18 protein-coding genes are annotated in these 21,597 nt (G+C 62.9%); 10 read left to right on the top strand and 8 right to left on the bottom strand.

Annotated elements, in window-relative coordinates; translation table 11 throughout:
* The first annotated feature begins 10 nt into the window (after positions 1–10).
* The 6 genes from fliP (at position 11) to NRS07_RS06280 (ending at position 6,303) form a co-directional block, all read left to right on the top strand.
* Entirely contained in the window at positions 11–799 is a 789-nt protein-coding gene (fliP, locus tag NRS07_RS06255) for a flagellar type III secretion system pore protein FliP (protein ID WP_259213048.1), read from the top strand.
* A gap of 19 nt (positions 800–818) precedes the next feature.
* Positions 819–1,088: a flagellar biosynthesis protein FliQ gene (gene fliQ, locus NRS07_RS06260; protein WP_259211877.1), complete on the top strand. Its 270-nt coding sequence runs from the start codon at positions 819–821 to the stop codon at positions 1,086–1,088.
* Between the two features lie 17 nt (positions 1,089–1,105).
* Positions 1,106–1,885: a flagellar biosynthetic protein FliR gene (fliR, locus tag NRS07_RS06265; protein ID WP_259211878.1), complete on the top strand. Its 780-nt coding sequence runs from the start codon at positions 1,106–1,108 to the stop codon at positions 1,883–1,885.
* Positions 1,875–3,014 (top strand): flagellar biosynthesis protein FlhB, encoded by a 1,140-nt coding sequence (locus NRS07_RS06270; RefSeq protein WP_259211879.1) that lies wholly within the window; start codon positions 1,875–1,877, stop codon positions 3,012–3,014. The genes fliR and NRS07_RS06270 overlap by 11 nt, the downstream gene beginning before the upstream one ends.
* Complete coding sequence (locus tag NRS07_RS06275; protein WP_259211880.1) at positions 3,011–5,104, top strand: flagellar biosynthesis protein FlhA; 2,094 nt, start codon at positions 3,011–3,013, stop codon at positions 5,102–5,104. Before NRS07_RS06270 ends, NRS07_RS06275 begins: the two co-directional genes overlap by 4 nt.
* A gap of 65 nt (positions 5,105–5,169) precedes the next feature.
* Complete coding sequence (locus tag NRS07_RS06280) at positions 5,170–6,303, top strand: DegT/DnrJ/EryC1/StrS aminotransferase family protein (protein WP_259211881.1); 1,134 nt, start codon at positions 5,170–5,172, stop codon at positions 6,301–6,303.
* 354 nt (positions 6,304–6,657) lie between these two features.
* Here NRS07_RS06280 and NRS07_RS06285 read toward each other — a convergent pair whose 3' ends face one another.
* From NRS07_RS06285 to NRS07_RS06315, 7 genes are all read right to left on the bottom strand, one after another.
* Complete coding sequence (locus NRS07_RS06285) at positions 6,658–7,497, bottom strand: hypothetical protein (protein WP_259211882.1); 840 nt, start codon at positions 7,495–7,497, stop codon at positions 6,658–6,660.
* 120 nt (positions 7,498–7,617) lie between these two features.
* On the bottom strand, positions 7,618–8,472 hold the full coding sequence (locus NRS07_RS06290) for a flagellin (RefSeq protein WP_259211883.1): 855 nt from the start codon (positions 8,470–8,472) through the stop codon (positions 7,618–7,620).
* A 209-nt stretch (positions 8,473–8,681) separates the two neighbouring features.
* Positions 8,682–10,868, bottom strand: coding sequence for a tetratricopeptide repeat protein (locus NRS07_RS06295; RefSeq protein ID WP_259211885.1), 2,187 nt, complete (start codon positions 10,866–10,868; stop codon positions 8,682–8,684).
* A gap of 5 nt (positions 10,869–10,873) precedes the next feature.
* Complete coding sequence (locus tag NRS07_RS06300; RefSeq protein ID WP_259211888.1) at positions 10,874–12,088, bottom strand: GNAT family N-acetyltransferase; 1,215 nt, start codon at positions 12,086–12,088, stop codon at positions 10,874–10,876.
* Complete coding sequence (locus NRS07_RS06305) at positions 12,085–13,059, bottom strand: hypothetical protein (RefSeq protein WP_259211890.1); 975 nt, start codon at positions 13,057–13,059, stop codon at positions 12,085–12,087. Before NRS07_RS06305 ends, NRS07_RS06300 begins: the two co-directional genes overlap by 4 nt.
* Before the next feature lie 3 nt (positions 13,060–13,062).
* Positions 13,063–14,034: a hypothetical protein gene (locus NRS07_RS06310; RefSeq protein ID WP_259211893.1), complete on the bottom strand. Its 972-nt coding sequence runs from the start codon at positions 14,032–14,034 to the stop codon at positions 13,063–13,065.
* 11 nt (positions 14,035–14,045) lie between these two features.
* The gene (locus tag NRS07_RS06315) at positions 14,046–14,744 is read right to left on the bottom strand and encodes a WbqC family protein (RefSeq protein ID WP_259211894.1); all 699 of its coding nucleotides are present in this window, start codon (positions 14,742–14,744) and stop codon (positions 14,046–14,048) included.
* Positions 14,745–15,306: 562 nt separating this feature from the next.
* On the opposite strand from NRS07_RS06315, the gene dusA reads away from it, so the two are divergent.
* From dusA to NRS07_RS06335, 4 genes are all read left to right on the top strand, one after another.
* On the top strand, positions 15,307–16,353 hold the full coding sequence (gene dusA, locus NRS07_RS06320; protein ID WP_259211895.1) for a tRNA dihydrouridine(20/20a) synthase DusA: 1,047 nt from the start codon (positions 15,307–15,309) through the stop codon (positions 16,351–16,353).
* 339 nt (positions 16,354–16,692) lie between these two features.
* Positions 16,693–18,480 carry a methyl-accepting chemotaxis protein gene (locus NRS07_RS06325; protein ID WP_259211896.1) on the top strand — a complete coding sequence of 596 codons (1,788 nt, stop codon included), beginning with the start codon at positions 16,693–16,695 and terminating at the stop codon, positions 18,478–18,480.
* Between the two features lie 92 nt (positions 18,481–18,572).
* Complete coding sequence (locus NRS07_RS06330; protein WP_373889860.1) at positions 18,573–18,908, top strand: energy transducer TonB; 336 nt, start codon at positions 18,573–18,575, stop codon at positions 18,906–18,908.
* 218 nt (positions 18,909–19,126) lie between these two features.
* A complete protein-coding gene (locus NRS07_RS06335; RefSeq protein WP_259211898.1) occupies positions 19,127–19,570 on the top strand; it encodes a YXWGXW repeat-containing protein in 444 nt (147 codons plus the stop codon).
* A gap of 64 nt (positions 19,571–19,634) precedes the next feature.
* Here NRS07_RS06335 and NRS07_RS06340 read toward each other — a convergent pair whose 3' ends face one another.
* Positions 19,635–21,227: a sensor domain-containing diguanylate cyclase gene (locus tag NRS07_RS06340; protein WP_259211899.1), complete on the bottom strand. Its 1,593-nt coding sequence runs from the start codon at positions 21,225–21,227 to the stop codon at positions 19,635–19,637.
* Between the last annotated feature and the right edge of the window lie 370 nt (positions 21,228–21,597).

The following is a 21,597-nucleotide window of genomic DNA, read 5'->3' on the forward strand; positions in this document are numbered from 1 at the left end:
CGCGCAGGCGATGCTGCTGCCGCGCCGCACTTCGCCGCAGCTGTCCGGCGCGCTACTGCTTGTGCTGTCGCTGGCGCTGTTTCTCGCGCTGATGGCCTGCGCGCTGCCTGCCGCGGCCCAGCAGCAGCCGAGCATCTTGCCTGGCGTGATCCCCGGCTCGACCCAGGGAATGACGGTCAAGTCGCAGATCCTGGTCTTGATGACGCTGCTCGGGCTGCTGCCCGTGATGGTCATGATGATGACCAGCTTCACCCGTTTCGTGATCGTGCTGTCGCTGCTGCGCCAGGCCCTCGGCCTGCAGCAGGGCCTGCCGAGCCGCATCATCACCGGCATCGCGCTGATCCTGACGCTGCTGGTCATGCGTCCGGTGGGCGAGGCGGTATGGCGCGACGCCTTCCTGCCCTACGACCGCGACAAGATCGGGCTGGAAGAAGCCCTGAAGATCGCCGAAGTACCGCTGTCGCGCTTCATGCTGGCCCAGACCAGCAAGACCTCGCTGGCCCAGGTCGCGCACCTGGCCGGCGAGCCGGCCAACCTCCAGCCCGAGCAGCGCGGCTTCACCACCAAGCTGGCGGCCTTTGTGCTGTCCGAGCTCAAGACGGCGTTCCAGATCGGCGCGATGTTGTTCATCCCCTTCTTGATCATCGACCTGGTGGTATCGTCGGTGCTGATGGCGATGGGCATGATGATGCTCTCGCCCTTGGTGATTTCACTGCCCTTCAAGCTGCTCCTGTTCGTGCTGGTGGACGGCTGGACCCTGACCGTCAATACGCTGGTCGGCAGTATCCACGGCTACTAAACCCGGAGACCGAGTCAAGATGAGTCCCGATATCGCTGTCGACCTGGTGGCCGAGGCCCTGCAGGTGGTGATGCTGCTGGTGCTGGTACTGGTGGTGCCGGGCCTGGTCATGGGCCTGATCGTGGCGCTGTTCCAGGCCGCCACCCAGATCAACGAACAGACCCTGAGCTTCCTGCCACGCCTTCTGGTGACGCTGCTGGCCGTGATCCTGGCCGGGCACTGGATGACCACCACGCTGATGGATTACTGCGTGTCGGTATTCCAGCGCGCCGCAGCGCTGGCCAGCTAGGCCAGGGCCGAGCCACGATGGAGCTGGTCAGTTACCTGATGCCCCTGATCGGCGCCCTGTGGTGGCCGTTCTGCCGCATCATGGCGATGCTTTCGACCGCTCCGGTGCTGGGCGAGGGCACCGTGTCGGTGCCGGTGCGCGCGCTGCTGTCGGTGGCCCTGGCCTTCATGATGCTGCCCATGACCCGTGGCGGCGCGATGCCCGATCCGTTCTCGCTGGCCGGCGTGCTGGCCATGATCGAGCAGGCCATCATCGGCGGCGTGATCGGGCTGGCGCTGCAGTTCGCGATGGCTGTCATCACGATGCTGGGCTTCCTGGCCTCGAGCCAGGTGGGCTTCTCGATGGCGCAGATGAACGATCCGGTCAACGGCCAGGCTTCCGACGTCGTCTCGAGCCTGCTCTCGCTGCTGGCAATCCTGGTGTTCTTCGGGATCGACGGCCACCTGGTGCTGATGGGCGTGCTCGGACAGAGCTTCAAGGCCTGGCCAGTCGGTGGCGGCTATGCGCCGATGCTGCTCGAGGCGGTGGCGCTCAACCTGGCATGGGTATTTTCCGCGGCGATGCTGCTGGCGCTGCCCATCGTGTTCTCGACCATGGTGGTGCAGATCGGCTTCGGTTTCCTGAACCGGGTCGCGCCGAGCCTGAACCTGTTCTCGCTGGGCTTTTCGCTGGTGACGATCTTCGGGCTCCTGATGCTGGTGCAGATAGTGCGTTTCATCCCCGAGCATTACATCGCGATGACCAACCAGATCCTGGAAATGCTGCAGCAACAGATGAGGATTGCGCATGGCCGATAGCGGCACCGGTGGCGACAAGACCGAAAAGCCCTCAGCGCAAAAGCTCAAGAAAGCGCGCTCCGAGGGCCAGGTCGTGCGCTCGCGCGACCTCGCCACCGCGGTTGGCATCTTGTGCAGCCTGAAGGTGTTTTCCTTGATGCTGCCCGGTTACATGGAGTCGTTCCGCACGCTGTTTCGCATGGCATTCGTGCCGCTGGGAGAAGCCGGGGCGATCGAGAATGCGATGTCGGTCGTGTTCTCGGGCGCGCTGCTGCTGCTGGCCAAGATGGTGCTGCCGCTGGCGGTGGTGCCGTTCGCGATCGTGGTGGCCGGCATGATCCCGGGCGGCTTCGTTGCCTCCCGCAAGAACTTGGCGCCCAAGTTCAGCCGCCTGAACCCAATGGCCAACCTGGGCAACCTGTTCAAGCAGAAGCACTGGGTCGGTTTCATCACCTCGGCTGCCAAGGCAGTGGTGCTGGGCTTCGTGCTGGTGCATGTGTCCCGCGCCAGCATGAAGGCCTACGTGGAATTGCAGCGCATGCCGCTGGCGGACGCGCTGGCCGCCGGTAGTGCGCTGATGCTCGACGGCCTGATGGCGATGGTGACCGTGTTCATCGTGTTCGCGCTGCTGGACGTTCCGGTGCAGGCGTTCCTGTTCACGAAAAACCAGCGCATGAGCAAGCAGGAGCTGAAAGAAGAACACAAGGGCAACGAGGGCCGGCCGGAAGTGAAGCAGCGCATTCGCCAGCTGCAGAACCAGCTGGCCCAGCGCGGCGTGCGCAAGACCGTGCCGACGGCCGATGTGATCATCGTCAACCCGGAACATTACGCGGTTGCGCTCAAGTACGATACCAACCGCGCCGAAGCGCCGTTCGTGGTGGCCAAGGGCGTGGACGAAATGGCGCTCTATATCCGCCGCGTCGCGCTCGAGCACCAGATCGAAACCATTTCGCTGCCGCCGCTGGCGCGTGCGATCTACAACACCAGCCAGGTGCAGCAGCAGATCCCGGCCCAGCTGTACCAGGCGGTATCGCAGGTATTGAACTACGTGTTACAACTAAATGCGTTCCGTGCAGGCCGGCGCCCCGCGCCCCCACGGTTCCCCAACGAGGTGGTCGTTCCATCTCACCTGAGCGAGGTCCCTGCATGATTGCCCTGAAATCCTTCCTGTCCGAACTGCGGCGCCACAAGTTCGCCGGCCCGATCTTCCTGATCGCGCTGCTGGCGATGATCATGCTGCCGCTGCCGCCGTTCGTGCTGGACGTGCTGTTCACCTTTAACATCGTGCTGGCGCTGATCGTGATCCTGGTGTCGGTGACGGCCAGGCGCCCGCTCGACTTCTCGGTGTTCCCGACCGTGATCCTGGGCACCACGCTGCTGCGCCTGGCGCTGAACGTGGCGTCGACCCGCGTCGTTCTGCTCAACGGCCACGAAGGCACGGCCGCCGCCGGCCACGTGATCGAGGCCTTTGGTAACGTCGTCATCGGCGGCAATTTCGTGGTCGGCCTGGTGGTGTTCGTGATCCTGATGATCATTAACTTCGTGGTCGTGACCAAGGGCGCCGAGCGCATCTCGGAAGTGTCGGCGCGCTTCACCCTCGATGCGCTGCCGGGCAAGCAGATGGCGATCGACGCCGACCTGAACGCGGGCCTGATCAACCAGGAGCAGGCCGTGGTGCGGCGCCGCGACGTGGCGGCCGAAGCCGATTTCTACGGCGCCATGGACGGCGCCTCGAAGTTCGTGCGCGGCGACGCGGTCGCCTCGATCCTGATCCTGATCATCAACCTGGTCGGCGGTATCGCGATCGGGGCGCTGATGCACGACCTGGCACTGGGCGAATCGTTCAAGGTCTACGCGCTGCTGACGATTGGCGATGGCCTGGTCGGCCAGATCCCGGCGCTGCTGCTGTCGGCCGCGGCCGCGATCCTGGTGACCCGTATCGGCGAATCGGGCGACTTCGAGCAGCAGGTCAGCGGCCAGCTGCTGGCCCAGCCGGCGGTGCTGTATTCGGCTGCGGGCGTGATGATCGTGCTGGCGCTGGTGCCGGGCATGCCGAAGACGCCGTTCTTCGCCTTCGCCGGCGCCCTGATCTATGTCGGCTGGCGCCTGAACAAGCGCGTAGCGCCGCCCGACACCTCGGGCGTGGCCGCGATCGAGGCGGCGCTGCGCGACGAGCGCGCGCCGGAACTCGATTGGCAGGCGCTGCCGGTGGTGCAGCCGATTTCGGTCTCGGTCGGCTACAAGCTGGTCGGCATGATCGACCGCGCCCAGGGCGAGCCATTATCGAAGCGCATCAAGGGCGTGCGCCAGAGCCTGTCGGAGCAGATGGGCATGCTGCTGCCCGCGATCGGCGTGCGCGACGACCTGGCGCTGCGTCCCTCGCAATACGCGATCAGCCTGTCGGGCATCGTGGTGGCCGAAGCCGAAGTCATGCCCGACCACCTGATGGCGATCCCGTCGCCGAGCGTGTACGGCGACATCGACGGCATCCCGGGCATCGAACCGGCCTACGGCATGGCCATTACCTGGATCGACCCGGCCCAGAAAGGCCATGCGCTGGGACTGGGTTACCAGGTGGTGGAGGTGCCAAGCGCGATCGCCACCCATGCCTCGAAGGTGGTGCGCGAATACCTGCACGAGCTGTTCCGCCACGAAGACGTGCCGGCGATCATGGAACGCCTGAGCGCCCTGTCGCCCAAGCTGGCAGGCGCGCTGGAGAAAGCGCTGACCCACACCCAGCTGCTGCGAGTGTTCCGCGTGCTGCTGGCAGAAGGGGTGTCGCTCAAGGACATCGTGGTGATTGCCACCACGCTGCTGGACAGTTCGGAAACCACCAAGGACCCGATCCTGCTGGCGGCCGAAGTGCGCTGCGCGCTGCGGCGCCAGATCGTGTCTAGCGTGTTCGGCAAGAAGAAGGACATGCCGGCGTTTAACCTGTCGGCCGAGCTGGAAAACATGCTGCTCGGTTCACTGAACCAGGCACGCCAGAACGGCGGCGGCAAGGTAGCGCTCGACAATTACCCGATCGACCCGCAGCTGCTGTCGCAACTGCAGATCAACATGCCGGTCGCGCGCGAGCAGATGAAGGGACAGCGCACGCCGCCGCTGCTGCTGGTGCTGCCGCAGGTGCGTCCGCTGCTGGCGCGCTATGCGCGCCTGTTCGCGCCCGGCCTGCACGTGCTGTCGTATAACGAAATTCCGGAAAACCACGATGTGTCGATCGTCGGTACAGTGGGCTGACCATTCTGTCACCGGTGAATTGAACAGGGCGCCACTAAAATGCGAGCAAATCGACCGGACCCGACATGAGCACCAATAAACCGATTTATGTAACCCAACCTTATCTGCCGCCGCTGGAAGAATTTCACGATTACCTGCGGCAGATCTGGGATAACAAGATACTCACCAACGGTGGCCCCTTCCACCAGCAGCTCGAAGCGGCCCTGTGCGACTACCTCGGCGTCGAACACCTGGCGCTGTTTTCGAACGGAACGATCGCGCTCGTGACTGCGCTCCAGGCCCAGCGGATCACAGGCGAAGTCATCACGACACCATATTCCTTCGTCGCAACAGCCCACTCGCTGCAGTGGAACGGCATCAAGCCAGTGTTCGTCGACATCGATCCAATCACGCTCAATCTTGATCCGGCAAAGATCGAAGCTGCGATTACACCGCAGACCACCGCGATCATGCCGGTGCATTGCTACGGCCGCCCCTGCGATGTCGCCGCCATCCAGCGCATCGCCGACAATTACAACCTGAAGATTATCTACGATGCAGCCCACGCGTTCGGCGTACGCGACGAGGGCGGCAGCGTACTGCGGCACGGGGACCTTTCAGTGCTCAGCTTTCATGCGACCAAGGTCTTCAATACATTCGAAGGCGGTGCGATCATTTGTCCCGATGCCAAGACCAAGCAGCGCATTGACCATCTGAAGAATTTTGGATTCGTCGACGAGGTGACCGTCGTCGCTGCGGGGATCAACGGCAAGATGAGCGAGATCAATGCTGCATTCGGATTGCTGCAGCTGCAATACCTCGGGCAAGCCATTGCACGGCGCAAGGAAATCGACGCGGCCTATCGCTCGCGCCTCGCGCAGGTGAGGGGAATCCGGTGCCTTGGCGATGGCGCCGAAACCGCCGCCAATTATTCCTATTTTCCGATCCTGGTGGGCCCGGACTATCAGCTCGTCCGTGACGAGCTGTACCAGTTACTGAGAGACCAGGAAATTTACGCACGACGGTATTTCTTTCCCCTTATTACGGAATTCCCGATGTACCGTGGTTTGCCGTCGGCGCGCAGCGACAACCTGCCTGTGGCCTGGAACGCCGCGCGCAGCGTATTGTGCCTTCCCATATACCCGGGGCTAGACGACGCGGACATCGAGCGGGTGACGCAGCTGATTATCCAGGCCGGCGCATCACGCTGCGAAGCGTGATATTTGCCTGCCAGTGTTAAAAGACATTGCCTGGCTGGCAGGGCACCTCGAGCTCCACCTTGCATTGACGTCGGGACCCCGAGAGCACGCGGGGAGCTGGTGTTCTGCATCGGAAACCAGTGTGCAAATCCATGCGAATTCATTGACGTCGCAGGCACATCCGCGGTGTGGGCCGGCGCCAATGTACAGCTCGGAGAAGCTGGGTTCGCCTGTGCAGTCATACCGCGTCGCAAAGTGGCCGCTTAGGCAATCGTTGGCAACAGCGCCGCTTCGACCGGCGCTGTCGGCGCGAATATACGCTGACAGGTAAACCGGTGCGCCTTGTCAGGCAGCGTTCGGCGGGCTGGCACGCAACTACGTGCTGGTTTCGTCCACGGCGGGAAGCACCAGAGCAAGCTCCGCAAGCGCGCGGAACACCGGCAGGCTCAGAGCACTCGAGGCGTCGCCGGCCACCATCGTTGCGTGTACATTTCCCGGCGGGAGCGAATCGCGGAAGCGCCAGCGCACCACCTGCAGCCCGGTCCGGGCGACGGCCTGTTCCAGCGCCGGCTGCAGGGCGCGCAGGCGCTCCAGCGGCGCGGCGCCTTGCGCACATAATTCCAACGCAATCCCTCCCGGCACCGGTTCAACCTGTACCACCACGCGTGTGCCATCAGGCAGGCTCAGTTCCAGGCGCAGCCCGTAACGCGCGCGCTTGCGACGGCCCGGTGCCGCGTCTTCTTTTTCGGCCACGACTTCGAGATGATGGGCCAGCGCGCTGCCTGCGTGCACGGTGAAGCGCCAGGCGTCGGCCGCGAGCAGGTGGTGGGCTTGCGGCAGGTTGACGACCTGGCCCTGCTGGCCGGCCGCCAGCTGAAGCGGTGGCATGGCGCCGGCGCTCGCCTGCAGGTCGCGGCGCGCTTGCTGCTCACCATAGGTGCGCACCATCGCCCGCCAACTGGACGCCAGCGCACGGCCATCTAGGGCAGGGTAACCCATCCGGCTCGCCATGAAAAGCTGGTCTGGACGCAGCGCGGCCGCGTCGTCCGCGCCGGCGCCTGGCGCGGCCACACTGGCCTGCGCCTTTGACACCGGCAGGGCCAGTTCGGCTTCGGTAACGACGGCAATGGCCGCAGGAAGGATCCCCGGTTCGCTATTGCGCAAGCGTTGCGTCAGCGGAGCGAGGGCCGGAATGAGCGAAGGAGCGAGGGACACAGAGATGACCATGATCGGACCCAAATAAAGGGGGAGTATACGGTGAAATAAAAAAGGGCCAACCGGCACTGCGGTTGGCCCTTGGCTATTCCTGTCCGGACGAGTCCGGACGAAGACCTATTACTGCAGCAGCGACATGACCATCGACGACATGCTGTTCGATTGCTTGAGCATGGCGGTGCCGGCTTGCAGCAGCATCTGGTTCGAGGTCATGTTGGCGCTTTCGGTGGCGAAGTCGACGTCCATGATCAGGCCAGCGGCGGCCTTGCTGTTGGTGCTGATGTTCGACAGGTTGTTGTACACGTGTTCGAGACGGTTGGCGGCAGCGCCCAGGCCCGAGCGGACCTTGTTGACCGAGGCCAGCGCAGTTTCCAGCTTGCCAATGGTGGCGTTGGCGGTGCCGGTCAATTCTGTACCGGTAGCGGTGGTGGTGTAGTTCGAGGTTGCGTTACTGACGTCGGTCGCCATCGAAGTCATGTCGGCAGTCAGGTTGACCGTCATGGTTTCGCTCGACGATGCTCCGATCTGGAAGGTCATCGCCGCGCTGCCGACGGTGCCGCCCACCAGCAACTTGGTGCCGCCGAAGGTGGTGTTCTGCAGGACGTTCTTCAGTTCCAGACCCAGTGCGTCGAATTCAGACTGCATGGCGGTCTTGTCGTTGGCGGTCGATGAGGCATCGGCAGCCTGGGTGGCCAGGTCTTTCATGCGGACCAGCATGTTGCTCACTTCGTCCAGCGCGCCTTCGGCAGTCTGCAGCATCGAGGTCGAGTTCTGGGTGTTGCGCATGGCAACGGTCATGCCCGAGGTCTGGGCTTTCAGACGCGAAGCGATTTGCAGGCCGGCGGCGTCGTCCATGGCCGAGTTGATGCGGTAGCCGGTCGACAGGCGGGTCATCGAGGTCGACAGGGAGCTCTGGGTGCGGCTGATCGAGTTTTGCGCGGACAGTGCAGCGTTGTTGGTGTGAAGGCTCAGCATGGTAGCTCCTGATTTGTGAATTCGGTTTCGAGTGCGTCACTCGCTCTCACAAATACAAGGCGACAAGTTTCCTTGAAGAATTAAGTGCGGCATGGAAATTATTTGAATTATTTTTCCATCGCAACGAAATGATGTCGGTTTGTCCGTGCCGTCGGTACCAGGATGGTACGCCGCCCATGGGGCGGCGTTATCCTGGTCGAGGCAGAGGCTTAGCTTGACGCCCGTGCCAGGTCGGAAAGGCGCACGCGCAATGGAGCAGGATGCTCGCCATTGCACCAGCGTTCCCATATCTTGCGCAAAGCGCATTCCAGCCCCATCGCCGTCACGCCTGGATGGCCAAGCAGCGAATTGTTGAAGCGTTCGCGCATGGTCGCCCGCAGGCTCGCCAATGCGCTGGGGTTCTGCGACAGGTACACGCCGAGGGCGACGTAGGCCGCTTCATCGTCGGCAATGAAATTGCTCAGCCCGAGGTGGGCAAGGAAGGATGCCGCGCCATAGCTGGGGTTGGTCGAGCCGACGGTGGCCAGCGTCGGCACGCCCATCCACGCCGCATGGCCGATGGTGGTCGATCCGCTGTATGGGAAGGGGCTGAGGCAAACGTCGACCTCGTGATGCTGTTCCAGGAATCCGTAAACATGGGTTCGCTGGCGCAGGATCAGGCGGTCGCCGACGATACCGTGCTCGGCAAACCAATCGATCAAGGTATCGGCGGACCCCATCTGCATTCCGCCTAGCAGCATTTTCGCGTTCGGTATCGCATGAAGCAGCTTCGACCACTGGCGGATTACCTCTCGGTTGAGCTTGCTCACGCGGTGAAAGCTGCCGAAAGTGATATAGCCGTTGCGCAGGGCAGGCAGCGGGTTGACCGGGGGCGAATAGCTGGCGGACATGAACGGCGCGCCCAAAGGCAGGCGCACGATCTGTTCCGAGAACTGGTTGTCGTGTCGTTCTTCAGGAACCTGGAATTGATCGCACAAGATGTAATCCATCGCTTCCAGACCGGTCGTGCCGGCATACCCGATCCAGGTGGCCTGCAGCGGCGCCGGTTTGCGTGCGAACAATGACAGGCGGTTGAGTGCCGAATGGCCGGACAGGTCGATCAGGATGTCGATCCCGTCTTCCCGGATCAGCCGTTCGGCCGCTTCGTCATCGAGGTTCTGAATATTGCACCATGCTGCCGCCAAGCCGCGCAACTGCTCTGTCATCGCATCTTCGATGCTGTTGTTATAGTAGGCGTACAGCTCGACCCCGTCGCTTTCCTTGAAGGCTGCGAAGACAGGGGCGACAAAGTTCGTCACTGCATGATCGTACAGGTCGCCCGACACCATGCCGATGCGCAGCCGCCGCCGTGGGTCGCGGTCGTTGGTGTGCGGTTGGCGTAGTGGTCGCAGGCCAGTCTCCCAGCGCTTCGCGAAAGCGAAATGTTCGCGGGTCAGTTCGTCGGCATCGGTGCAGCAGTGGCTCAGGATGAATAACACGACACTGTGCGCTGCTGCTGAAGGGCGGGCGTCCAGTGCCTGCCGTGCCAGTTGCATGGCCAATTCCCACTCGCCCATGCCGAAACAGGCGGACAACAAGCCATAGATGAGATCGGTATTGTCGGGTGCCTGCTGCAGCGCACGCCGCAGCAGGGCGGAGGCGCCGGCCAAGTCGCCTTTCTGACGCAGCGCGTGCGCCAGATCCGACAGCACGTCGACCCGCTCCGGTAGCAGCTCGCTCACGCGGGCGAAGTAGCGCACGGCTTCTTCATGCTGCCTTCGCCTCATGTGGCTGTGGCCGAGCTGCAGCAGTGCCGCGACGTTGTCCGGCTGGCTCTCAAGCACGGCACGGAAACAGTTGGCAGCGTCAGCATGGCGCCCGAGGGTGGCGAGCATCAACCCGAGGTCCTGGCGGGCCGCCACCTGGCCGGGGTCGAGCGCCAATACGTGCTCGAATACTGCGGCGGCTTCGGCATGCTGCTTTACGGCGTGAAGAACATTTCCAAGGCTGAGCAGACACGGTATGCTGTCCGGCGACAGTGCGACCGCGCGCCGCGCTGGGGCTTCAGCCTCGCTACCGCGCTCAAGGGACAACAGGGTATCGGCCAGTCCCTGGTGCAGGTCGGCATCGTCCTGGAAGCGCAGCGCATTACGGTAGGCCTCGGCGGCGGCGTCGAAACACCCGAGCTCGAACAACGCGGCGGCCAGCACGGCGTGCAGGCCGCGCACTTTCGGGTTGAGTTCGAGCGCGCGGCGCAGGCTAGCGACACCGTCGTCGAGCCGGCGCGATTTGAGTTGCGCCAGGCCGAGCAGAGCATGGGCGTTAGCATCGCGCGGGTTGCGGCGCACGGCAAGGCGATGCTGCTCGAGCTGCTCGGCGGTCGCCTTGGATTGTGGGTTTCTCGGCTTGTTCGTCATGGCATTCATGGTGCGGAAACGGGGCCTTGTTCGCACAGCAGGAAAATGCTGGCGCACAGGTCGGGGTACTGCTGGCCCAGCGCATAGCAGCCATCCAGGTAGGCGGGCGAGACGATGTCGGTCTGCAGCAGGCGGTCCCACTGAAAATTGGCCAACGCCTTGAAGAAGATGCCGGAACGCTGGCGCACCGCCAGGCCCGCGGCCACGGCGTCACGTTCGAGCGTGTCGAGGCTGTAGGTGCGGCGGTGGCCATGGTCGCGCTCGGCCAGGGTGACGGCGGCATTGTGTTCGATCAGTCCCATCTTGACTGCGATCTGGCGCGACGGCGCGTTCGCATTCGGGCAAACCAGGAACAAGCGCCCGCCGGGGGCCAGCCACTCGTCATTAATCCGACGTAGCAGACCGACCGGGTCGTCGAGGTGCTCGAGCACGTGAGTCAGTACGATATTGTCGTAACGGCGCGGCAGTTCCACCGCCTCGAAGCGTGCATGTATCAGCGTCGCGCGTCCGTCCAGCAGCACACGCGCTTCTTGCAGTGCCTCGCCGGAGGCTTCGACGCAAGTGACGTCGTCGGAATGTTCGAGCAGGCGGCGCGTCAACGCCCCCTTGAAGCAGCCCAGTTCAAGCAGGCTGCCCTGACGGAACCAGGGCGCGAAGCTCTTGATCATGTAGGGGTGCATGACGTCGAAGTCAAAGCCGTAGGCGTATTGGTGACCGAAGCTGTCTTTCGACTCTGCATTGTAGTCGCGTGTATTGTCCATGATGCTACCTTGGCTGAGGGTAAGGTCCAGGCACAACATGTCGCCAGCTGCCTTGACAATGTTGAATCCGTGTTTGCAGTACAGCGCCAGCGCCGCCACATTGGCGGCGCTGGTTTCCAGCGCTAGCACTTGCATACCGGCCGCGCGCGCCTCTTCGATGGCCTGGCGCAGCAGGGCACCGGCAATGCCGCGCCGCGCATGTGGCGTGCTCACGCTGACGCTGGTGATGAAGGCCCTGCGGGTGGTGAGATCATCGCAGTACATGGCGAGCAGGCCGACCAGCCGTCCGCCCTCGCAGGCTTCGATGCGGCGCGCATGATCAACGATTTTGCGCGCATACGCACCGATCTCGACGCGGCTTGAGAGTGGCGGGACGAATGCGGCGTCGCATGAGCGCAGCAGCGCTTCGATGTCAGCCGCACCTGCGCTGTCAGTGCGTATGTCGAAGTCGTGCGTCATCGTTCCAGCACCGCCAGGCCGAAACCTTCGCGGCCGAACGCGTTGCCGTTATAGAGCAGGTAGACCTGGTCGTCGACCTTGAAAACATGTGGGTAGCATTGCATGTCGCCATCCCAGCTCCCCGGCTCGATGGCGAGCTGGATCGCCTGGTCGTCGCGCTCCCAGTTCACGAGGTCGCTTGAACTGGCGTGGCCTATCCGATAGCCGCGGTCCGGATTGGTTCGAAAGTCGGAGGATTCGCGGTAGCAGAAAAACATGTGATGGCGGCCGTCGATTTCGACAACGGTCGGCAGCGCCTGGCTTTCGTCGCGCCCGAGCCGGTCTTCGATGATTTGACGCGCTTCATCCTTTTTCCAGTTCACGCCGTCGTGGGAAACCGCATGGCCAATCTTGTAGGTGCGGTCGGGCGCGGCCGCAGGGCTGTAGCGCCTCCAGCCGGTGCCGAAGATGTACCACATATGGAACACGCCATCGATCACCTGCACGAAGCCGTCGCCGACCAGGCAGGGCTCGTGCAGAGAGGCTGCCAGCACCGGGCCGCTGCCCTGTCGCTGAAAAGTGCGACCGCCGTCAAGGCTTTCCAGCAGGCCGATCGCAGTGTCGACCGACACCGATACGCGACGGTTCCAGCCAGTGCTGTAGCCGAGCACCCGGCCTTCATGGCGAAGCACGTTGAGCGGGAAGATGCCGTGTTCATCGAAGGATCCCAGTTCGCCAGGCGCTAGCACTGTGTGCCTGGCGACATCCAGGATGTGGCGCATGTTGCGGTCCATGTCGACGTAACACACGTGGCTGACGTATTTAGCCCCGCCGTTACCGTCGCTGTTGCCGTCACGCGCGCGGGTCGAAAAGTAAATGCGCACACGGTCGTCGCACACCAGCGCCTGCGGCGATTGCGCGAATGTTTCGCAGCCGTCCGGCAGGCGGTGCTGCAGCGGATTGAAGATTTTTCCGAGCTTGTTCCATCTCATGGCTTACTCCAGGATGCCGTCCAGGACCGCCAGTCCGAAGCCGTGTCGGCCGACTCCGTTACCGAGGTAAGCCATGTAGGTGCGCCCATCGAGTTCAAATACATGCGGGTAGCTCACCATTTCGTCGTCCCAGCCGCTTTCGGATACGTCCAGCCCGGCGCGCGCGTCCACACGCGTCCAGCGCTGCAAATCCGTGCTCGAGGCATACCCGATACGGTAGCCGAACTCGCGGCCGCGATAGTTGCTGCTGTGGCGGTAGCAGAAGAACATGTGGTATCTGCCGTTTGCATAAATAACGTCCGGGCTGGCCTGGGCCTCGTCTGGCTCGACGCGGCTCTCGATCAGGTCGCGGTTGAGCGGGGTCCAGGCGACACCATCGCTGGAGCTCGCCATGCGAATCTTGTACACCGGCTCAGCGCGGCCGTCGACCAGCTTCCACTTGCGCCCAGCGATGTAAAACAGGGTCCAGTCATCACCGAAGCGGCGGATCTTCGGGCCACTCAGCACGAACGGCTCGTGCTGGCTGTACGACAGCACTGGGCCGGGCCCGGCTCGGGTGAAGGTGGTGCCGCCGTCCATGCTGGTGGCCATGCCGATCGCCACGTTAAAGGGTACCGACTCGCAGCGTGTCCAGCCGGCGTAGTAGGCGCGCACAAGCTCGGACTCGCCGGGCTCCCGGATGACCGACACTGGGTAGATGCCGAACTCGTCGAACTCGCCCAATCCGCCCAACGGCAGGATCGGCTGTTCGGCCACGCGCAGCACGCGGGACAGGTCTCGGCGGTCGAGGTCGACCCAGCTCGAATAGCTCACGTACTGGCCCTTGGCGTCCGGGGCTGGGCGGCACGAAAAATAGACGCGTACGTAACTGTCGAATACGAGGGTGCTGGGGGCCTGGGCGAATTCGCGCAGCCACGGCCGGCCTCCGACTTCCTGCGGAGTAAACACCTTTCCCAGTTTGGTCCATTTGAACATTGCGGTTCGGCTCAGGTCAGCTGGGGTTGAACAAGGTCGTAGTGCGTGCGCACCCAGCCGCGCACCGTCTCGAGCGGGTTGAACATCAAGACGTCGGCGATCGACAGCGACGGCACGGCGTTCGCGCCGCCCTGCGGATAATCGAGCGGCCGCGCACGCAGGAAGCGCAGGTCGATGCCGTGTTGGGCAAAATCTGTGTGCGAATACAATTCGGTGCCCCCGATCGGATTGACGTAGCGGCGCGCGCCGAGTGCAGCGCAGATGGCCAGTACCCGGTCCTGGCCCTTCAGGCCATGGTCCGCTGGGACTGCCGAGGCAGCCCGTATGGGCGTGTCAATGCCTAGATGGGCGCAGGTCTCCAGTAACGCATTGTGCAGAAAGCGGAACAGGTTGACCTCATCGCAGGCGGCGATACGCTCGAGCAGGGGCAGGGTGACGCCGAATTGAGGCGCATGCCGATAGGCGCCCTTGAGTTGCGCCAGCCAGCGGTGGCGGCCCGGCGAGTCCTCCAGCACGCGCTGGTCAATGTCGAGATGGTCCGGCGCTCCCTGCAGGGGCAGTGAAAACATCGCTTCGGCGCCGTTGCGCAACATGCGGTTGCGGTTGATCCAGCCCTTCTTCGTGTATTTGATGTTGTCGTACACGACAAATAGCTCGCAGGCGGTGATCAGCTGGAAGTAGCCGATGTAGGGTAGAAAGTAGGGCTGCATGATTGCTACAGCGCGCTCTGCCGGCACAGTCGTCGCTCTCGCCTCGCCGGCCCTTGGGCTAGAGAGAAGACTGTCGGGTTGCGAGATAGGGCCGGCGTTCATCGTTAATTGTCGGTTTCAGGGAAGAGTCGTCACATAGGTAGCCGCAATTATAAACGCCCGAAATTTCCTTGCGGCAAATGTCGCATGGTTGGCGCCGCCTGCCGTGGCGATTGTTGCGTGAATGCTGTTTTGCACCCGCTGTGCGCCTGCTGCACGAGGCAGAATTGGGCTTGATCGTTCCATTTTAAGCGCACCGGCGAATAGACAGCGGACGCACGTGGCCATAGCTCGTTGATTAGTTTGAAAAAATTCTGCCCCCCCTTGCAGCCATGCGGCCCAAAGTGTGGGCGCTAACGGAGAGGGCAGGAGTGTGGCATGGCCGTCACGGTATAGCCTTCGAGGCCCTCGCGTATAATCACGCTCCGGTCTACGGCAACCAAACCGTGCTGTGCATCGGTCTTGCCGCCTGCTGCAGCGCCGACACATGACCGCCCATCGACATGAACATACGTAAGCTGAAATGAGCGATTCGAAGCAAGCAATCCAGGATGCCACCCAGGTAGCGCCGTTAGTGCAAGGGAAAGTGCCCGGCCGGCGCCTGTCGGTCGCCCCCATGATGGACTGGACCGACCGTCACTGCCGCGTCTTCCATCGCCAGATCACCCGCCACACCTGGCTGTACACCGAGATGGTCACCACCGGCGCGCTGGTATATGGCGACGTCGAGCGCCACCTGCGCTTCGACGGGGTCGAGCATCCGGTGGCCCTGCAGCTCGGCGGCAGCGATCCGGCCGACCTGGCCAAGAGCGCGAAGCTTGGCGAGCAGTGGGGCTATGACGAGATCAACCTCAATTGCGGCTGCCCGTCCGAGCGGGTGCAGAAGGGCGCGTTCGGCGCCTGCCTGATGGGCGAGCCGGCGCTGGTGGCCGACTGCGTCAAGGCGATGCGCGACGCGGTGTCGGTCGATGTCACCGTCAAGCACCGCATCGGTATCGACGACAACGAAGCGTATGGCTTCGTGCGCGACTTCGTCGGCACGATCGCCGACGCCGGCTGCCGCACCTTTATTGTGCATGCCCGGAATGCCGTGCTCAAGGGTTTGTCACCGAAGGAGAATCGCGAGATTCCGCCGCTGCGCTACGCGGTGGCCTACCAGCTCAAGCGCGAGTTCCCGGATCTGGAAATCATCATCAATGGCGGCATCAAGACCGACGACGAGATCGCCCTGCACTTAGAGCAGGTCGATGGCGTCATGCTTGGGCGCGAGGCTTACCACAACCCCTGGGTGATGGCTGGGTGGGACCAGCGCTTCTATGGCGACGCCGCCGCGCCCAGGTCGCGGCAACAGGTGCTGGAGGCGATGATTCCGTATATTGCCGAGCAGCTGCGCCAGTACGGCCCCCATGGTCTCAAGCTCAACAGCATTACCCGGCACATGCTCGGCATCATGACCGGCCTGCCGGGCGCGCGCGCCTTCCGCCAGATGCTGTCGGATTCGAAGCGGCTGGCCGGTGGCGATCCGGCTTTGCTGCTGGAAGCGGCTGCGCGAATGCCTGACACGCACTGAACAGTGTCGGGTGAGCTCTGAAAAGCGTACTTCGGTACGCTTTTTTGTTTCCTGTCGGCAAATTGCCACAGTTTCCATGCAAGATGCATAGCGACTCTTGGTAAAGCTTGCCGGCGGGCAAGACTGGGTTCATACTTTGTCTTGCTTTGAAGCATATTGAACTGTGTCAATATGTTGTTGAGCTGAAACAAAAGGGGTGGGCGGTCGATTTCCGACTTTCCGGCCGGAACTTTTGATTTATCCTGTCGGAAACATGCGAAGTCTTTGGGTGAGGCATGACGCGTCGCACGGCGCATCGATCCGGGCGAACTCCATCAATAGATACAGGGAAGAATACGAATGGCATTTTTGAATAACTTGAAGGTCGGTACCCGCCTTGCGCTCGGTTTTGCGCTGGTACTGGTACTGCTGATCGCGGTGACCAGCGTGGGCATCTTGCGCATGTCGCAGATCCAGGACCGCCTCGACCAGGTGGTGAGCGTCAACAACGTATCGACGGGCCTGGTGACCGAGATGCGCAACAATCTCGGCGAGCGCGTTGCTGCGCTGCGCGTGCTGACCTTGATGACCGACCCGGCCGACATGGAGCCGGAGATGAACAAGTTCAAGGAACAGACCCGCAAGTACGACGAAGCCCAGAAGAAGCTTTCGGCGATCTTCGCGGCCCATGCCAGCGACAAGGAAAAGGCGCTGCTGGCCCAGATCAAGGAATTCGAAGGCGTGGCCATGCCGGCCATTGCCAAGGCGTCGGAACTGTACCTGGCCAACAACGCGATGGACGCCACCCGCGTCATGATTCGCGAAGTGCGCCCGGTGCAAAAGAAGTGGAACGACGCGCTGGACCAGCTGTCCGTCATGGAAGAGAAGCAGAACGCCCAGGCCGCATCCGATGCCCGTGACGCCTTTGCCAACGCCCGCAACTTCATGATCGTCATGCTGCTGGCCGCCGTCGGCCTGGGCATTGCGGCAGCCTGGGTGATCAGCCGCAGCCTGCGCCAGCAACTCGGCGGCGAACCGGCCTATACCGCCAGCATCGCCAGCAGCATCGCCCATGGCGACCTGTCGATTGCCATCGAGACCGACGTGTCGGACCGCGGCAGCCTGCTGGTGGAAATGAAAGAAATGCGCAACAGCCTGGTCGGTATCGTCGAGCAAGTGCGCCGCGGCACCGAGACCATCGGCACCGCATCGCGTGAAATCGCTGCCGGCAACATCGACCTGTCCTCGCGTACCGAACTGCAGGCCAGCTCGCTGGAAAAGACTGCGTCGGCGATGGAAGAGCTGACGTCGACCGTCAAGCAGAACGCCGACAATGCCCGTGAAGCCAACGCCCTGGCGGCAACCGCCTCGAACGTGGCGCTCAAGGGTGGCGAAGTGGTGTCGCAAGTGGTCGGCACTATGGGTGAGATCAATAGCTCGGCCAGCAAGATTGCCGACATCATCGGCGTGATCGACGGCATCGCCTTCCAGACCAACATCCTGGCGCTGAACGCTGCGGTAGAAGCAGCCCGTGCCGGCGAGCAGGGCCGTGGCTTTGCGGTGGTGGCATCGGAAGTGCGCAACCTGGCCCAGCGTTCGGCTGCGGCGGCAAAAGAAATCAAGACCCTGATCGGCGATTCGGTCGAAAAGGTCGAGCGCGGCAGCAAGCTGGTCGGCCAGGCCGGCGTGACGATGGATGAAGTGGTGGCCAGCGTCAAGCGCGTGACCGACATCATGAGCGAAATCGCCAACGCCAGCGCCGAGCAGAGCGCCGGCATCGAGCAAGTCAATCTGTCGATCATCGAGATGGACAGCATGACCCAGCAAAATGCCGCCCTGGTCGAAGAAGCCGCGGCCGCAGCGCAGAGCATGCAAGACCAGGCAAGCGAACTGACCCGCGTGGTGAGCATCTTCAAGCTCTCCGAAGGCGAGCAACAGATGGCAGCAGCAGCCGCACCGGTTGCCACCAGCACCGCCGTTGCAGTGCGTCCGGCGGCAGTCAAGCGCCCGGCGCAGCCACCGAAGAAAGTGGCCGCCAAGAATCCTGCCGCGGCGTCGCCAGCACCGGCAGCACCGGCAAGCACCTCGGCCGCCAAGCCAAAGAAAGCAGCAACCACCGCCGGCAACGACGAGTGGGAAGAATTCTAAGCGAGACGAAGCGCCGGTTCCCGGACCGGCAAGCAGCAGAAGTAAAGACTGCCAACCTTAAACAAAACCTTATTGGAAAAATGATGAAAAACATGAGCCTGAAACTGATCGCCGCAATGACCCTCGCCACCGCCGCTGGCGCCACCTTCGCTGCCGAAGTGCCGGCATCGTTCGATCCGAAGAAATGCTCGGTCGAATACCCGAAGGCCTCGCTGATGAACGAAGAGCAGGGCACCACCTCGGCTTCGTTCCTGGTCGGCGCCGACGGCACCGTCAACGAGTCGAAGCTGGAAAAGTCGAGCGGCTTCAAGAACCTGGACAAGGCAGCCATCAAGGGCCTGTCGTCGTGCAAGTTCAAGCCGGGCACCAAGGACGGCGCTCCTGCGGCAACCTGGACCAAGGTCGACTACGCCTGGAAGCTGGACTAATCCACGCCTGGAAGCCGGCCTGCCGGTATTCTTTCAGTAAAAAAACAGCCGGCAAATTGCCGGCTGTTTTTTTACTGCCAGGCTGGGCGTGACTACTGCTCACTCGCTGTTACATTTATATATCGACATGTATCGGTTGTAAGAACTTCTCTCGTTTCGCCGTTGCGCGGCTGGGTCTGGCTATAGTGGTTGCTACACAAACCAGAAGGAGAAGCACCATGAAGGCCATTCTTGCCGCTACCGCAGTTGTGCTCATCAGTACTGTCAGCCTTGCGCCGGCCGAGGCGCAGGCGCAAGGCCGCGCTGAAGTGATCGTCATCAAGCGTGCGCCGCCTGCGCCGATGCGCGAAGCAATTCCCGCGGCGCGCCGCGGCTATGACTGGGTGCCGGGATACTGGGCCTGGAACGGCCGTCGCCACACCTGGGAGCGCGGCCACTGGGAACGCTCGCGCCCGGGCTATGTCTACGCCCAGCCAGTGTGGCGCCAGGACCGTCATGGCTGGTACCTCGAGCGTGGCGGCTGGCAGCGCGGCGATCGCGTCGCCCGCCGTGGCCGCGACAGTGACGGCGACGGTGTGCGCGACCGTGCCGACCGCGACCGCGACGGCGATGGCGTTCGCAACAAGCGCGATGCCCGCCCGGACAATCCGAACCGGCATTGAGCACCGACTGTCGTAAAGCGTCAAAAAGCGCCTGTGGGGATCATTACCCCGGCAGGCGCTTTTTCTATATGGAGAACGACGATGCCTCGGCCGATTCGGTATTGTCGAGGTCGCTGCAAACGCGGTTGCGTCCATCGGCCTTGGCGCGGTAGAGCAGGGCGTCGGCCCTGGTGACGAACAGATCCGGATCGCCCGCTTCGCCGGGACCCGCATGGAAGCTCGCGGCGCCAGCGCTGATGGTCACGATGCCGGCAGGGTTGTCGGGATGCTCGATGCCGAGCTCTAACACGGCCAGCCGCAGGCGCTCGGCCACATAGCGGGCGCCGACCGCGCCGGTTCCCGGCAAGACCACCGCGAACTCTTCGCCACCATAGCGCGCCACCTGGTCGCTTGGCCGCCCGAGGCCGTCGCGCAGGGCGCTTGCCACCTGGCGCAGGCTAGCGTCGCCGGCGACATGGCCATAGCGGTCGTTATATTTCTTGAAGAAATCAATGTCGATCAGCAGCAGCGAGACTGGCGCCCCAGTGCGCGCGGCGCGGCGCAACTCGAGCCGCAGGGTTTCCTCGAAATGCCGGCGGTTGGCGATGCCCGTCAATCCATCCCGGGTCGCCAGTACCGTCAACTCCTGGTTGCGCTCCTGTAGGTGCTCCTTGGCTAACACCAACTCGTCTTCCATTTGGTTGCGGATGATCATCTGGCGCACCAGGCGCGCGCCGACCCCGGCCAGCAGCAGGACCACCAGCACGGTGACAGCCGACAGTAGCAGGGTGGATTTTTGCCATTCGGCAAGAATTTCCTGCTTTGACTCGGCGGTAGCGACCAGCAGCGGAAAATTGTCCAGGTGCCGGTAGCTGTACAGCCGCACCACGCCATCGACCTTCGACTGCATCATGGCGGTGCCGACCGGCCCGTTTTTCCAGTACAACTTGAACACTGCGCCATTGGCGATATTCTGGCCAATCAGTTTTTCATTGAAGGGGCGGCGGTAGACCACCGTGCCGTTGTCGAGCGCGAGCAGGATCACGCCCGCTTTGCCGACGTCGAAACTGTCGTACAGGTCGGCAAAGAAATCGATACGCACGGAGCCGAGGGCGACGCCACCGAAGCTGCCGTCGGGATTGTCGATGCGGCGCGACACCGGCAAGATCCAGACCCCGCTCGAGCGACTGCGCACCGGGGCGCCGATGTGGGTGCCGCGGTCCTTGTTCTTCAGGTGGTACTGGAAATAGTCGCGGTCTTGATTGTTGCCGGCAAGTGGACGGTCGAGCGAGCTCACCAGCCAGCTGCCGTCGGCGCCGTAGACGAACAATCCGTGCAGCTCCTTGACCTGGCCCACCATATTGCGCATGTGGGAGCGCAACCGATTGGACGCGCGCTGGTCGAGGCCATCTTGTTCGACGCGCTCGACCACGCTCATCAGCACTGTATCGACGATCCTGAGCGAACCGGCGGCCTGCGCGCTTAGCGCGCCCGCCATGTTCGAGGTAGCGGCCGCGTGCTCGGCCAGGCGGCTGCGCTGCGCACTCCAGGCACTCCAGGCCTGCGCCGCCACCAGCAGGGCGCAGAACAGGGACAGCACCAGGATCGCATGCTGGACGGCCGGTCGCTTGCTGGGGAGCGGGCCGCTGAGGGTAGGGACAGGCTGGCTGGGAGGCATCAGGAAGGCCGCAGGCGGCGCCAAGGTTGCCGGAGCTTCGAGAATAGCTACGGCGCGTGGAAAAGTCGAGCGCGCCACGCGGCGGCGCCCTGGCTAAGTTTAAATTGTCGGAGCGCCATGCTGCTGCAGGCCGAGATCGTGTAACGCAGTCCGTTATGATAACAGCATTGCTTTGTATGCATGAGTGAGACAAGAGTCTGCGCGCGCTTGAAAATAAATCCGAAATCATTAGGTGAAAGCCGAAAAGGCCTGTATCTTCGGTTCTGCACTACATCAAGTCGTTGTTATTGTTGGTCTTTCTTTCCTGTTCGCCGTTCGGCGGTCCCGTTTGATTTCCTCCTGTTACACCCTCTCTTGGTCGACTGTGCGC

Origin of the sequence: Massilia sp. H6 (genome assembly GCF_024802625.1) — a bacterium.
Lineage (GTDB): Bacteria > Pseudomonadota > Gammaproteobacteria > Burkholderiales > Burkholderiaceae_D > Telluria.